Raw genomic sequence first — 14,441 nt, 5'->3', positions numbered from 1 at the left:
CGATGCCACTAGTTTATGTGACGCTGGTCTAACGCCACAAATCGGAGCGTCCTTGCTGGACCCGGAATACTGGCGAGACAGTGGTCATGTCGTCGGCCAGGCGCCTGGTCGAGGCCAGAGTCTGTTTCTCGATCTGGGCGAGCAGCAATGGGTGCTGAGACCCTATCGGCGTGGCGGTATGGTGGCACGCCTGTCTCGCAGTCACTACCTGTGGACCGGCATCGAACGCACCCGCGCCTTCCGCGAGGTAGAACTGACCGCTACGCTGTTTGACGCCGGGCTGCCGGTGCCACGGCCGATCCTGGGGGGCGTCATACGTCAGGGGCCCACCTATCAGGCCGCGCTGATCACCCAGCGCCTGCCCCAGACTCGTGCTCTGGCCGAGGCGCTGGCCAGCCACGAGGTCGATGCCGAGCTGCTGATCGACGTCGGACGCGTGATCCGGCGGTGCCACGACCAGGGCCTGGACCATGTCGACCTCAACGCACGTAACCTGCTCATCGACACCACAAGGCAGGTCTGGCTGATTGACCTTGATCGCTGTCGCCTGCGCCGCCCCGGGCGCTGGCAGGACGCCAACCTGGCACGTCTGGGCCGCTCCCTTGAGCGCTTCTGTGCAACCTCAACAGCCGCCGCCCAGGCACTGGCAGACATCCAGCGAGGCTACCGTTCTGAGGAAGGCTCTCGCTCCCACTAAGCGTCGATGACGTCAGCGTAGACATCGATCAGTCCCTCGACGTGGCGTGACAGCAGAAAATGCTGTTTCACCCTGAGCCTTGCCTCGCTGCCCAGACGCGCTCGCAGCTCACTGTCGGCCGACAGCTCGGCCATCGCAGATGCCCATTCCTGGGGCGCCTGGGGATCTGCCAGGCGGCCACTGTGGCTATCGATAAGTTCAGGAATGGCACCACTGCGTGAGCCGATCACCGCCTTGCCTGCCGCCATCGCTTCGATCACTGTCAGTCCGAAGGCTTCATTGCGTGACGGCACGCACACCACGTCGAGCACTTCGAATAACCGCGCGAGATCCCGCCGAAACCCGGTGAAGGTCACCCTCGATGACAGTCCCAACTCCTCGACTCGCGCCTGGAGCTCCGCCACGTACTCCTCGCGGCTACCCTCTTCTGCTGCCAGACCGCCAACGATGACCCCGTGCACGTCGAGTGCCGGATGTTCGCGCAGCAGCAGAGCCAGCGCTTCGATGAACACCTGCTGTCCCTTGCCGGGTGTCAGCCGACCCGCCACCCCGATGGTCACCGCCTTGACCGGCAGGCCCAGGCTACTTCGAAGGGCGCGCCGCTCACCCGCATCCAGGCGCGGTGCCAACGCCGCCGGATCGATCCCCAGATACAGCCGCTGGATACGTTCGGCGGGCAGTGGAAAGGCCTTGAGGTTACGACGACGGGTCGCGTCACTGATCGACAGCAATCGATCGACCTTGCCGTAGGCCCAGCGGTGGTAGAGGTCCTTCTTCGGCCGCGTGACGCCCATATGGTCGGTAAAGATCACGCCCAGACTCGGCCTCAGCGTCGCCAGCAGTGCAGCGAGTCGCAGATCGCTGGACTTGTGGCAATGCAGCAGACGAATGTCGTGCTCGCGCAGATACGCCAGCCAACGCCCCACGGCAAACAGCGCTGACGTGCGCGAGGCAGTGGTCAGAGGGACGACACCAGCGCCTTCGAGGCTTTGCGCTACCCGTGAGTCCGCCAGTGCCAGAGCGTGCGTCTCCCACCCACGGGCGGCCAGCTCCGGTATAATCCTCGCCGGATACATTTCCAGTCCGCCCCAGCCGTCCGACAGGCAGATATGCATGACCTTGTGACTCAAGGTGGTCTCCTTTCCGATGGCGGGCTCGGGAGCCCTGATGACATCAACGACGGCCACGGCCGACGCAAGCACCCCTCGACTGCTGGTGGTGCGCAACGACAAGCTTGGCGACTTCATGCTTGCCTGGCCAGCCTTGGCCACGCTGAAGGCAGCACGCCCGGCACCACATATTACCGCGCTGGTGCCATCCTACACGGCGCCCGTCGCCAGGCTATGCCCGTGGATCGACGAAGTGATTCTGGACCCAGGCGACGACGCGCCGAAAGCGCAGCAGCGTCAGCTGCTCGCATCTCTGCGCCAGGGGCACTTCACGGCACTGCTGACGCTGTTTTCCACCACGCGGATCGGTTGGCTAGGGTTGCGTGCCGGGATTCCGCTGCGCATGGCCCCCGCGACCAAGTGGGCGCAGCTATTCTACAACCGCCGGATCACTCAGCGCAGATCCCGTTCTGACCGGCCCGAATACGTCTACAACCAGCAATTGGCAGAGGCGATGGTCGAGGCCTTGGCGCTGTCGCCGGGCGAAGCCGTCAGCCCCCCCTTCTGGCCTCAACCCGAGGATGACAAGGAGCAACGGCGCCTGGCGCTGGCCAGCCAACTTGGTCTTGCCTCCACCGGGAGCTGGATCTATCTGCATCCTGGCAGCGGGGGGTCAGCGGTCAACCTCAGCCCCGACGCCTACGCCCAGCTGGCACAGGACGTCGATCGCCGCATGCGGCAGCAGGGCGCCACTCAGCCCCACTGGATCGTCACCGCTGGGCCCGGGGAAGACGCGGTAGCGAATACTCTTGTCGCCCGCCTGGAAAGCGCTGGCCTAAGCGCCCGGCGTCTGCCCCCTGCCGCAGGGCTCGCTGACTTTGCCTGCAGTATCGCCGCCGCTGACGCCTTCGTTGCTGGCTCCACCGGCCCGCTGCATATCGCGGGCTGTCTCGATGTGATCACGGTAGGCTTCTATCCGTCCCACCGTTCAGCGACACCGCTGCGCTGGCAAACCTGCAATGCCCCTGAACATCGGCTGGCCTTTCACCCGCCCCCAGGGGACCAGGCTCGCGACATGTCCGCGGTAGACCTGGACGAGGCCGCAGCAGCCATCGCGGCGACACTGGTCGACGCCGACAGGCGAGCCACGTCATGAGTCGTGTCTTGCCAACCCAGTGTCGCTAGGCCTGTCTCGCTAGGCCTGTCTCGCTAGGCCTGATTTGCCAAGCCTGATTTGCTAAGCCCAGGACCAACGGCACCCATCGACTTTTGTTGTGCACACCCGCATAGTCCTGACACGCTGATGCACACTGGACACCGCGTCTACTGTCCGTCAGCGGGTCGTTCGCTTCATCTTTCGCATCACCACAGCAGGCATGTCGCCATGACTCCGATTACCGGCATCATCATTACCCTCAACGAACAGGACAATGTCGAAGGGGCCATCGCGTCGCTGCAACCCGTGTGCGATGAAATCATCGTGGTGGACTCCGGCAGCGACGATGACACCGTAGCGCTGGCCGAGGCGGCGGGTGCGAAGGTGATTCATCAACCCTATCTGGGTGATGGGCCGCAGAAGGCCTTTGCCGTCCCCCAGGCACGACATGACTGGATCCTGGCGCTGGATGCCGATGAACGGCTCGATGACGACGCTGTCGCCGCCATTCGCGAGCTGACCTTGGAAGACCCACAGACGGCCTATCGCTTTCGGCGACGCAACTTCGCAGGTCGACACTGGATACGTGCCGCGGGCTTCTATCCTGATCCGGTGACGCGGTTATACAACCGCACGACCTCGGGCTATCTGCCCAAGAAGGCGCACTCATCCGTCAAGGCGCCAACGGTGGTCGATGTCGATGCTCACCTGAGCCATTTCACCTACCGTGACCTGTCACACTGGATGCAGCGGATCGATCAGCTGTCGACCCGGGATGCCTGGGCGATGAAGGAACGGGGTGTCACCCCCTCTGCGCTTCGCCCCAGCCTGCATGCGCTCACCGCCATGCTGCGCAAGCTGGTGCTGAAGGGAGGTCTGCTGCAGGGTCAGGATGGTATGACCGTCGCGATCACGACGGCATTCCATGCGTACATGAAGTATGCAAAGCTGAACGAACTGTACGAAAACGAGCGAGCCGAGCGCCAGGGAAGCCGTCCAACCGGGTCGTCAGGTAACGACGACTCGACGTCGACGCGCTAGTGCGTCAAGCGAAGGATTCGCACCTCCGCGGTCAGCACTGCTGATTCGCGACTCCCGGGCGACAATGGCTTCATGGATTGACCTTTGGGCGCCTCGAACATGCCTGTACCTTTCCCTATCACGTCTCCCTGGCTGCGCTGGGCCGTCCACCTGCTGCTGGGCCTGGCCATCGGTCATGCCGTGGTCATGGTCACGCGCCTGCCCGGTTGGTGCCTGCCGATACCGGCGATCATCTGGTGCCTGGTGGCTGGCTGGAAGCGCTGGGGCGATCCGCCACCGCCTCGCTTGCGTATCCGGGTCATCCCCTGGGCGTTGGTTCCACTGGCGTTCTGGGGGATCTATGTCTATCTGGCCAGCAGCTTCGGACAGGTGGATATGGGTGCTGTCTACTTTCACCTCCAGGCGGGCATCTCGCAGCATGGGGGCAGCGAGCGGACGATTGCCGCCATCATCTATACCTTGGCCATGGTGCTGATCCTTGCCGGCTATACCTGGCTGGTGCGGGCCGATTACCGCTGGCAACGCTGGGACCACTGGCTGGCCTTCGTGCTGCTGCTGGGCAATCCCATGTTCTACTCCATGGGCCAGCGCGGCGCCGCGGTGGTCACAGACCCAGGGACCTGGCTCGATCGTCGCTACGTGGATCCGGTCATTCTCAAGGCGCCCCAGCGCCCGCCCAACCTGCTGCTGATCTATCTTGAAAGCCTGGAGCGCACCTACTCGGACACGGCGCGCTTTGGCGACGCCTACGCCGACCTCGCGGCACTGGAGCCCCAGGCCGTCGTCTTTGACAACGTGCGCCAGATCGATAATACGGGCTGGACCATGGCCGGCATGATTGCCAGCCAGTGTGGCACGCCGCTGATGCCAGCGGGGCTGCTGCATGACAGTCAGTTCGATCCCCTGCACCACGTGGTTCCTGGAGTCGACTGCCTGGGGGATTTGCTCGCACGCCTCGGCTACCGCCAGACCTTCATGGGCGGAGCCAGCACCGAGTTCGCCGGCAAGGGGTTGTTCTACACCGACCACGCCTACCAGCGCGTACTGGGCCGAGAACAGCTGGTGGAGCGCCTGGATGACAGCCAATACCTCAACAGCTGGGGGCTCTACGACGATAGCCTCTACGAGATGGCGGTGGACGAAATACGCCGCCTGGACCGCCAGCAGGGGCCATGGAACATGACGCTGCTGAACCTGTCCGCCCATGCCCCGGCGGGCTATCCGTCCCAGGCGTGCGAGGCCGAACAGGGTGTGCACGACGGTGTCGATATCCTGTACGCGGTGAAGTGCTCAGGCTGGCTCACCCGGCGTCTGCTTGAGCAGCTGGAAGACGAGCAACTGCTGGATAACACCCTGGTCGTCATTGCCAGTGACCACCTGACTATGCGCGTGTCCGCCTGGGACCAACTGATCCAGACCCCCAGGACCAACACCTTGATGATGATGGGCAACGCGTTGACACCTGCCCGTATCTCGACCCAAGCGACGACCATGGATACCCTGCCGACGCTGCTGGAAGCCATGGGTTTTACCATCGACTGGCACCGAGCAGGCCTTGGCGTCTCCCTGTTTTCAGGCGAGCCAACGCTGGCAGAGCAGGTAGGGCTGGAAGCCCTCAACGGCTATATGCGTGAAGAAACCGCGCTGCAGGAGCGTCTCTGGGAAGGCCTTGCGCCCGCCTATCGCACCAGCGGACAGCCGGATGCGCCACCGGAAGCTCCGCACCAACCTTGATGGCGATCCCCGAATGGCGATCAGGCGTTGATACGAGACGGTGTATCGATAAGCTGCTGATCCGCCGTGATCGCATCCAGCAGGGTGTCAGGGGTAATCTGCTTGAGGCAGTTGGTGTGGCCCAACGGACACTGGCGTTCGAAGCAGGGCGAGCAGGACAGTGCCAGGTAGTGAATCCGCGCATTGCTGGTCAGAGGCGGTGTGTACGCGGGTGACGAGGATCCATAGATGGCCTGGATGCGAGTCCCTACCGCCGCGGCCACATGCATCAGCCCGGAGTCGTTGGTCACGACCTGACGACAGTCGCCCAGCAGGTCGACAGCATCTTCCAGGCGCGTCGCACCACACAGGTTATGGGCGTGCTCGAGGCCGCTGACAATCTCTTCTCCTGCGGCGCGATCCTTGGGCCCACCCAGCACCCTGACCTCAAAGCCTTGCGTGATCAGTTCAGCGGCCAGCCGATGAAAGTAGGCCAGGGGCCACTGCTTGGCGGGGCCGTACTCTGCACCAGGCATCATGCCGATGGCCGGCCGCACGCCAAGGCCGTGTTCACGATGCAGGCGGGCCAGGTTGTCGGCATCCTGCCGCAATAACGGTCTGGGTATCTCAAAGTCACCCGCCGTGGCAGTGGCCGCCGGCAGGCCCAGCGAGACAAAACGCTTGACGGTCTGGTCGAGAACGCGACGATTCAAGGTCCTGCGCTCGGTCAAAAGCCCGTAGCGATGTTCACCGGTGAACCCCACCCGCCGTGGCACCCGGGCCAGAAACGGCACCAGCGCTGACTTCCACGAGCGCGGCAACACCAGGGCCAGGTCGAAGCGGCCCTTCAGCGACTGTGCCAGACGATGGCGCGGCGCAAGGCCAAAGACGCCATGACCGACGCCCAGCTCCACCACTTCGTCAATCTCATCCATGCGCTCGAGGATGGGCCGGGACCAGGACGGCGCCACCACCGCCAGGCTGGCAGCCCCCTGCTGCTTGAGCGTCATGAACAGGCTCTGGGCCATGACCATATCGCCCACCCAGCTCGGACCAACGACCAACAGACGCTGACCGGACAGGCGCGTCCCTGCCCGGTGCAGTGGAGCAGCGTGGGCTGCATCAGCCATTCAGCCACTCCAGATAGCGTGTCACGCCTTGTGCCACCGTATGGAACTCCTTGTCATAGCCGACCTCGCGCAGACGAGAAATATCGGCGCGGGTGTAGCTCTGATAGCGTCCCTTGAGTTCATCCGGGAAGTCGATGTACTCGATCTTGCCCTTGCCGTAGAAGTCGACCACCGTCTCGCCGATGGCCTTGAATGGCTCCGCCCGGCCACTGCCGAGGTTGAAGATGCCAGACACCTCGGGGTTGTCCAGGAACCACAGGTTGACGTCGACCACATCCCCGACGTAGACGAAGTCGCGGCTCTGCATGCCCGCTTCATAGCCGTCCCATGCGCCAAACAAGCGCAGGTCTTCACCGGCACTGATCTGGGTGTGGTGATGGTACGCCACGCTGGACATCTTGCCCTTGTGCTGTTCGCGCGGGCCGTAGACGTTGAAGTAGCGGAAGCCGACTACCTGGGTCGTGAGGGTGTCCTGACGCGAGCGTACGTACTGGTCGAACAGCAGCTTGGAGTAGCCGTAGACGTTGAGCGGTTTTTCGTGTTCCGGCGACTCCACGAACACCTCGCTTCCACCGTAGGTGGCCGCCGAAGACGCGTAGAGGAACGGAATGCCTTCCTGCTCGCAGAAATGCAGCAGCTCCTTGGAGTAGGTGAAGTTATTTTCCAGCATGAAGCGGCCATCCCACTCGGTGGTATCCGAGCAGGCGCCCTCATGGAAGATCGCCTCGATGGGCGGCAGCTGATTCAGCTCTCCGCGCATGTGGGCCTGCACCCTGGCGAGAAACTCGTCCTTGTCCATGTAGTCGCCCAGCGTCAGGTCCGCCAGGTTGACGAACTTGGTGCCATCCCTCAGGTCATCGACCACCAGGATGTCTGTGCGTCCACGGTCATTGAATGCCTTGACCAGATTTGAGCCGATGAAGCCGGCTCCGCCTGTCACTACGATCATGGGGAAACCTCTGTTGGCGCTGTGCCTATAACCGAATTGCCTGTGATTGTATACTTGACGGCTCGTGAATTCATGGCCAACGGTGCTTCCCAATGACACAGTCGACGCCAGACGTGGCAACCTTCCAGGGCCTGATCCTTGCCCTGCAACAGTACTGGGCCGAACAAGGCTGCGTGATCATGCAGCCGCTGGACATGGAAGTCGGTGCGGGCACCTTTCACCCGGCGACCTTCCTGCGCTCCATCGGACCCGAAACCTGGAACTCCGCGTACGTTCAACCGTCACGCCGACCCACCGATGGCCGCTACGGCGAAAACCCCAATCGCCTGCAGCACTACTACCAGTTTCAGGTGGTCATGAAGCCGTCCCCGGCCAATCTTCAGGAGCTCTACCTGGGTTCGCTGGAGCGACTTGGCATCGACCCCCTGGTGCATGACATTCGCTTCGTCGAAGACAACTGGGAGTCCCCCACCCTCGGTGCCTGGGGCCTCGGCTGGGAAGTCTGGCTCAATGGCATGGAAGTGACCCAGTTCACCTACTTCCAACAGGCTGGTGGCATCGAGTGCTTCCCGGTTACCGGTGAGCTGACCTACGGTCTCGAACGTATCGCCATGTACCTGCAGGACGTGGACAGCGTCTACGACCTGGTATGGGCCATTGCCCCGGACGGCACACGCGTCAGCTATGGTGACGTCTATCTGCAGAACGAGCGCGAACAGTCGACCTACAATTTCGAGCACGCCGACGTGCCCGCCCTGTTCGGCAACTTTGACCATCAGGAAAGCGAGTGCCAGAAGCTGCTGGCAGCCAACCTTCCGCTGCCGGCCTACGAGCAAGTGCTGAAGGCCTCTCATACCTTCAACCTGCTCGACGCCCGTCACGCCATCTCGGTCACCGAACGCCAGCGCTATATCCTGCGCGTGCGCACCATGGCCCGTGACGTGGCCCACGCTTACTACGCCTCACGCAAGGCAGCCGGCTTCCCGCTGGCGCCGGAAGCACTACGGCGTGAACTTCTCGACGACGAACCCCTTGCCGCCCAGGGAGACGCATAAGCATGGCTGCCCATACCCTCCTGGTTGAACTCGGTGTGGAAGAACTTCCGCCCGGAGCCATCGACACCCTTTCCGATGCCTTCGCCGAAGGCATCCGCCGCGGCCTGGTCGATGCCGACGTCGACTTTCAGGCGATCGCCGCCTACGCCTCACCACGACGGCTGGCCGTGACGGTGGAAGCCCTGGCCGACAAGCAGCCCGACCGTGAGATCGAGAAGCGCGGCCCCGCTCTCGCTGCAGCGTTCAAGGACGGTGAGCCGACCAAGGCTGCTCAGGGCTTCGCACGTTCCTGTGGGGTCGAGGTGGACCAGCTGATTCATCTTGAAACCGACAAAGGCACCTGGCTCGGCTTTCGTGAACAGCAGCAGGGGGAAAGCACGGTTGCCCTGCTGCCCGCCATCATCGACAAGGCCGTGTCGGCGTTGCCGGTTCCCAAGAACATGCGCTGGGGCGCTTCTCGCGTAGAATTTTCCCGCCCGGTGCACTGGCTGGTGGCGCTGTACGGTGACGAGGTCGTACCGGCTACCGTACTTGGACTTGAAGCAGGTCGCGACACCCGTGGACACCGTTTTCATGCCCCGGAAGCCATCAGCCTGGGGCATGCTGACGACTATCTGCAGGCACTCGAGGATGCCTGGGTGCTCGCCGATCGGACCCGGCGCCGCGAACGCATCCGCGAACAGGTGCTGGCCGAAGCCGAGTTGCTCGAAGCCACCGCGGTGATTGACGAAGACCTGCTCGAAGAAGTCAGCGGCCTGGTGGAATGGCCAGTGGCGTTGACCGGCAGCTTCGATGAGCGCTTCCTCGACGTCCCTGCCGAGTGCCTGATTTCCTCCATGAAGGCCAACCAGAAGTACTTCCACCTGCTTGATGAGGAAGGCAAGCTGAAGCCCGCCTTCATCACGGTGTCCAACATTGACAGCCGCGAGCCGGACAAGGTCATCGCGGGCAATGAGAAGGTCATTCGTCCGCGCCTGGCGGATGCCGCCTTCTTCTACGACACCGATCGCAAGCAGCCCCTGGCCAACCGGATCGACGGCCTGGCCAACGTGGTCTTCCAGAAGCAGCTGGGCACCCTGGCCGACAAGGCCGCCCGCAGCGCCGAGGTCGCCGCTCACATTGCCGGCCAGATTGGCGGCGATGCCTCACGTGCACGTCGAGCCACCACCCTTGCCAAGTGTGACCTGGTCACCGAGATGGTCCTCGAGTTTCCGGAGCTCCAGGGCATCATGGGCCGCTACTATGCGCAAAATGATGGGGAAGACCCGGAGGTCGCCCAGGCGCTTGAGGAGCAGTACCTGCCCCGCTTCGCATCGGATGCCATTCCTGCCACTCTGACCGGCAAGGCGCTGGCGATCGCTGATCGACTGGATACCATCACCGGCATCTTTGGCATTGGGCAGCGTCCCAGTGGTACCAAGGATCCTTTCGCGCTTCGCCGTGCCTCCATCGGCGTGCTGAACATCATGGTCAAGGGCGAGCTCAATCTTGATCTACGCGAGCTGCTGGAACTGGCGGTGGCACAGCACGCTTCGCTGCCCAAGGCCGAGGGTCTGGTAGAGGACGTGCTGGGCTATATGCTCGACCGCTTCCGTGCCTGGGCCCAGGACGAAGGCATTGGTGCAGAAGTGTACCTGGCCGTGCGTGCCCGCCCGGTGACTCGTCCCCTGGACTTTGCCCGCCGTCTGCGCGCCGTGGCGCATTTTGCCGGCCGTGACGAGGCCGCGGCATTGGCCGCAGCCAACAAGCGCGTCAGCAATATCCTGAGCAAGCAGCAGCACGATGGTAGCGTGTCAGTGGACGAGAGCCTTCTCAGCGAAGACGCAGAGAAGGCACTGCAGCGTGCTGTCAGTACCTGTGATAGTGAAGTCACCCCGCTGTTCCAGCAGGCGCGCTACAGCGATGCCCTTGATGTGCTGGCAAGCCTAAGAGCCCCGGTGGATGCCTTCTTTGATCAGGTGATGGTCATGGCCGACGACGAAGCCGTTCGCGCCAATCGCCTGGCTCTGCTTGCAAGCCTGCAGGCGCTGTTCCTGGAAGTTGCCGACATCGCGGAGCTTCAGCAATAGCAGGACGCTGTTCTCGCTTGATAGTTTCGGCAAAGGCCGACCCACCAAGGGTCGGCCTTTTTCATGTCCCTCACCAGCGGAAAGGTCTCACTCTAGGGCTGGACAGGAACTGAACACAGGGCCTGGACAGGAACTGAACACAGGAGCTGAACACGTGACATAAGGGCTGGCGATGTTCCACGTGAAACCTCATCGGCGAATTAACATGGGTGGTGTCAACGGGATGTTTCACGTGAAACATTGCCCATGCGCCAGAGGTGGTTAGCCCCTGGGCAGAGGTCAGATGCTCACCGAGAAAGGTTGTCCTGGGCAACGCTGGCCGCCAAGCCAGAGGTCACTTCAGCACACGGTCCATGAGGCCAGCCCTTGATCGACGATCACCACGTGCTTGCCAAGCGATCCCCGAAAATCGGTACCATCGCTCCTCTCAGCCCCTCGAAACACCTCCGACCAGCGGTTCGGAGGTGTGCGTCTTGCGATTCTCGGACGCAAGTGATGGCGCTGCATGTGATCCAGTAGGCGCTCGAAATCCAACCGGCTACCCACACTGATGCCTTCAAACTGGAGCAGCTTTCGGATAGCAGGACCAATAACGTCACCGCGAACGTTGCTGCCCTCAAGGAAACCCAGCAAGGCAACGCGGCCATTGGTCGCCATCGATGGCAAGATAATATCTACCAGAAACTGGCCGCCCACCGTATCCAACGCGACGTCCACACCCTGGCCATCCGAGGCTGACAGGATACTCTCCACCAGATCGTCGCAGTCCTGGTGACGATGGATCACAGCAGCCGCTCCCATGGCCATAAGTTGAGGGGAAAGCTCCGGTCTCGACGTGACGACCAACGCTCGCGCCCCGGCGGACGCGGCAAGTTCAAGCGCCTGCAGTGAGACATTGCCAGTTCCGGGCAACAGTACATGCTGCCCTTCCAGCCCAACGAGCCCGCGTAACGCTCTCCAGGCAGTGACGCCAGAGATGGCCAGTGCCGCCGCCTCCTCCAGGCGCCACCCCACCGGTACGCGCAGCAGCGCGCGACGCGGCATCACCACTTCCTCCGCCAGCCAACCGTCACTTGGCCCACCCACCTTGGAGTCGTGAAAAGCGGGACGGAAGGGCCCTGACTGCCAGTCGACGACATAGTGACCAAGCACGGCATCGCCATCCTTCAAGTCCTCGACCTCGGCTCCGGTCTCGATGACGACGCCCGCCCCTTCTGATAGAGGAATATAGGGGCGGAGCATGTTTGGCAGGTAGTTCCCTGCCTGAAGCGCCACATCACGAAAGTTGACCCCTGCCGCAGCGACTCGAATTCGCACCTCATCCGGCCTCAGTACTGCACGAGCGTCATATTGCGCCTTTACCCCCTCGGGCCCCGTGTGTACTGAGCGAAGTGCTTTGACGGAAACTCCCGCTCCCCCACTCTCTGTCATGGTCATCGCCTTACTCCCCTCATTCCTGGAAGCGTTAAGCATCAGGGACAACATTGACCAGCACCATCGAAGCATCCGCAAACGGATGTTGCGCTACACTCAAGAATCAGAGAGTACCTCGTCGGTCGACGAAGGCCCCCTGTCCCAGGAAGACTCCGATGCCGTCTCACCATGACACCCAACTGTCTGGCCTTATCGCACTTCTCGAGGTGGCACGGCATGGTTCGCTCAGAGCTGCAGGAGAGCACCTCAACCTCACCAGTGGAGCGATCAGTCGTCGACTAGATGCCTTGGAAGATCGCCTTGGTGTCCCGCTACTGCTAAGGACAACTCGGCGCGTGACCCTGACCGACGCGGGCCATGCCTACCTGGAACAGGCGGTACCGGCCCTCGGCATACTGGAAAACGCCGAACAGTCCCTCAGGGGCCAGCAAGATCATCCTGCGGGAACGCTGAGAGTCTCACTCCCCGTCAACTTCGGTCGCCTGCACATTGCGCCGATCCTTCCCGACTTTCTCATCAGATACCCGGATATCCGTCTGGAAGCGGACTTCGATGATCGTTTTGTCGATATTCTGGAATCAGGTCATGACCTGGCCGTTCGGGTTGGATCTCTCGAGGATTCAAGACTCGTCGCCTTCCCCCTCGCCGCTGACGAACGGCTTCTGGTGGCATCGCCCCATTACCTGGAGCGCTATCGAACGCCCTTGCATCCGCTTGATCTGCTTGAGCACAACTGCCTTCACTACACGCGGTTCCAGGGCATTCAGCGCTGGCGCATGCGTAGGGGGGAAGACGTCCACAGCCTCCCTATACGAGGAAGCTACCGCTCCAACTATGGACATGCACTCGTCATCGCTGCCGAAGCTGGCCTCGGTATCCTGCACACGTCCAGAGCGATCGTTCAGAACCAGATGGAACAGGGACGCCTGACGAGGGTTCTTGCTGACTGGTCGCTACCGGATATCAGCGTGCATGCTCTCACGCCAAATCGTCATCCTCCCCTCCGTGCCCGCCTGTTCATTGAGTTCTTGCGCACGGCGCTGAATCACTCAACGTATCGTCCCCTGCAGCATGACAGCTAGTGAGAAGCCACCCGACGACAACGGCATTGCGGTGATTGTTTCACGTGAAACATCGCTCTACACTGCTGTGATCCTGCTCAGCACTCGCCATCCACACACTACTTCCAGCAGACTCCGATATGCCCCAGGGACTCGTCATTCTCGATCGTGACGGAGTGATCAACCGTGACTCCGACAACTACATCAAATCACTGGATGAGTGGGTGGCTTATCCAACGGCCATTTCGGCTATCGCACGTCTGACACAGGCGGGCTGGAAAGTCGCCGTTGCTACCAACCAGTCCGGCATCGGCAGAGGATATTATGATGTCGCGACTCTCGAGCTGATGCATGCGCGGATGACCTCGCTGGTCAATGCCCAAGGCGGCAACATTGCCCATATTGCCTACTGCCCACACGTCGACACCGACCAGTGCGACTGCCGCAAGCCACTACCGGGTCTGCTCCTGCAAATCCAGTCGGCATTAGGCTTGGAAACCCTGAGAGGGTGCTGGATGGTAGGTGATAGCCTGCGTGATCTTCAGGCGGGCGACGCGGTGGGCTGTCACCAGGCCTTGGTTCGCACTGGGAAGGGTGAGCGGACACTTGCTAAGCACCCGGAGCTTCAGGCAGCGACGAGTCACGTTACGGTCTATGACGACCTCGCCCACTTCGTCGACGTGTTGCTATCTGCGACCCATCACGCCGACTGAGCCACAGAACATGTAAAAGAGGCCGGACAGTGTGTGCATACTCTACACGGCTGCTCGGTTCTCGGCATGTGCGGTATCAGACTAGCTGGCATTCGATCATATCGATGTTTCACGTGAAACATGCCGGCGTAGAACGGATCCTGTTGTCTATCTGACGCCCCCTCCAAGCTCCTGTGAGAAACGCGCAGGAGCTTCGCGTCACCTTCGTGAATTCAATGAGTTATGAAACATCATCGTGGTAAAGCCAGGGCAACTCACGTTACCTTTTAACGTTGCCAGGTCCATCTTTTCTGGGTCTTCACCCCATCCCTTCT

12 protein-coding genes are annotated in these 14,441 nt (G+C 62.0%); 8 read left to right on the top strand and 4 right to left on the bottom strand.

Annotation, left to right across the window (positions count from 1 at the left end; genetic code table 11):
* Window positions 1–52: 52 nt before the first annotated feature.
* The gene (locus tag KUV72_RS07595) at window positions 53–697 is read left to right on the top strand and encodes a 3-deoxy-D-manno-octulosonic acid kinase (protein ID WP_315857865.1); all 645 of its coding nucleotides are present in this window, start codon (window positions 53–55) and stop codon (window positions 695–697) included.
* Here the strand turns inward: KUV72_RS07595 and KUV72_RS07590 are convergent.
* Window positions 694–1,827: a glycosyltransferase family 4 protein gene (locus tag KUV72_RS07590; RefSeq protein ID WP_261317390.1), complete on the bottom strand. Its 1,134-nt coding sequence runs from the start codon at window positions 1,825–1,827 to the stop codon at window positions 694–696. The two genes, KUV72_RS07595 and KUV72_RS07590, sit on opposite strands and share 4 nt — an antisense overlap.
* Before the next feature lie 37 nt (window positions 1,828–1,864).
* On the opposite strand from KUV72_RS07590, the gene KUV72_RS07585 reads away from it, so the two are divergent.
* The 3 genes from KUV72_RS07585 (at window position 1,865) to KUV72_RS07575 (ending at window position 5,737) form a co-directional block, all read left to right on the top strand.
* Complete coding sequence (locus tag KUV72_RS07585) at window positions 1,865–2,962, top strand: glycosyltransferase family 9 protein (RefSeq protein WP_222237919.1); 1,098 nt, start codon at window positions 1,865–1,867, stop codon at window positions 2,960–2,962.
* A 228-nt stretch (window positions 2,963–3,190) separates the two neighbouring features.
* The gene (locus KUV72_RS07580; RefSeq protein WP_222237918.1) at window positions 3,191–4,003 is read left to right on the top strand and encodes a glycosyltransferase family 2 protein; all 813 of its coding nucleotides are present in this window, start codon (window positions 3,191–3,193) and stop codon (window positions 4,001–4,003) included.
* 99 nt (window positions 4,004–4,102) lie between these two features.
* The gene (locus KUV72_RS07575) at window positions 4,103–5,737 is read left to right on the top strand and encodes a sulfatase-like hydrolase/transferase (protein ID WP_206942109.1); all 1,635 of its coding nucleotides are present in this window, start codon (window positions 4,103–4,105) and stop codon (window positions 5,735–5,737) included.
* Between the two features lie 20 nt (window positions 5,738–5,757).
* Here KUV72_RS07575 and waaF read toward each other — a convergent pair whose 3' ends face one another.
* Together waaF and rfaD are read right to left on the bottom strand one after the other, a co-directional pair.
* Window positions 5,758–6,846, bottom strand: a complete 1,089-nt coding sequence (gene waaF / locus KUV72_RS07570) for a lipopolysaccharide heptosyltransferase II (protein WP_222237917.1) — start codon at window positions 6,844–6,846, stop codon at window positions 5,758–5,760.
* Window positions 6,839–7,795 (bottom strand): ADP-glyceromanno-heptose 6-epimerase, encoded by a 957-nt coding sequence (gene rfaD, locus KUV72_RS07565; RefSeq protein WP_222237916.1) that lies wholly within the window; start codon window positions 7,793–7,795, stop codon window positions 6,839–6,841. Before rfaD ends, waaF begins: the two co-directional genes overlap by 8 nt.
* A gap of 92 nt (window positions 7,796–7,887) precedes the next feature.
* Between rfaD and glyQ the strand changes: the two genes are divergently transcribed.
* A complete protein-coding gene (gene glyQ / locus KUV72_RS07560) occupies window positions 7,888–8,850 on the top strand; it encodes a glycine--tRNA ligase subunit alpha (protein WP_206942105.1) in 963 nt (320 codons plus the stop codon).
* A 2-nt stretch (window positions 8,851–8,852) separates the two neighbouring features.
* Window positions 8,853–10,919, top strand: a complete 2,067-nt coding sequence (glyS, locus tag KUV72_RS07555; protein WP_222237915.1) for a glycine--tRNA ligase subunit beta — start codon at window positions 8,853–8,855, stop codon at window positions 10,917–10,919.
* A 339-nt stretch (window positions 10,920–11,258) separates the two neighbouring features.
* Here glyS and KUV72_RS07550 read toward each other — a convergent pair whose 3' ends face one another.
* On the bottom strand, window positions 11,259–12,350 hold the full coding sequence (locus KUV72_RS07550) for a zinc-binding dehydrogenase (RefSeq protein WP_261317423.1): 1,092 nt from the start codon (window positions 12,348–12,350) through the stop codon (window positions 11,259–11,261).
* Window positions 12,351–12,508: 158 nt separating this feature from the next.
* Here KUV72_RS07550 and KUV72_RS07545 point away from each other — a divergent pair, with 158 nt between their 5' ends.
* The gene (locus KUV72_RS07545; RefSeq protein ID WP_222237913.1) at window positions 12,509–13,435 is read left to right on the top strand and encodes a LysR family transcriptional regulator; all 927 of its coding nucleotides are present in this window, start codon (window positions 12,509–12,511) and stop codon (window positions 13,433–13,435) included.
* 119 nt (window positions 13,436–13,554) lie between these two features.
* Window positions 13,555–14,127: a D-glycero-beta-D-manno-heptose 1,7-bisphosphate 7-phosphatase gene (gene gmhB, locus KUV72_RS07540; RefSeq protein WP_222237912.1), complete on the top strand. Its 573-nt coding sequence runs from the start codon at window positions 13,555–13,557 to the stop codon at window positions 14,125–14,127.
* Window positions 14,128–14,441: the final 314 nt, after the last annotated feature.

The sequence above is a fragment of the Halomonas sp. DP4Y7-1 genome (assembly GCF_019800705.1).
Lineage (GTDB): Bacteria > Pseudomonadota > Gammaproteobacteria > Pseudomonadales > Halomonadaceae > Halomonas > Halomonas litopenaei_A.
The sequence above is the reverse complement of the archived record's forward strand: the minus strand, read 5'-3'. Positions and strand labels throughout refer to the sequence as shown.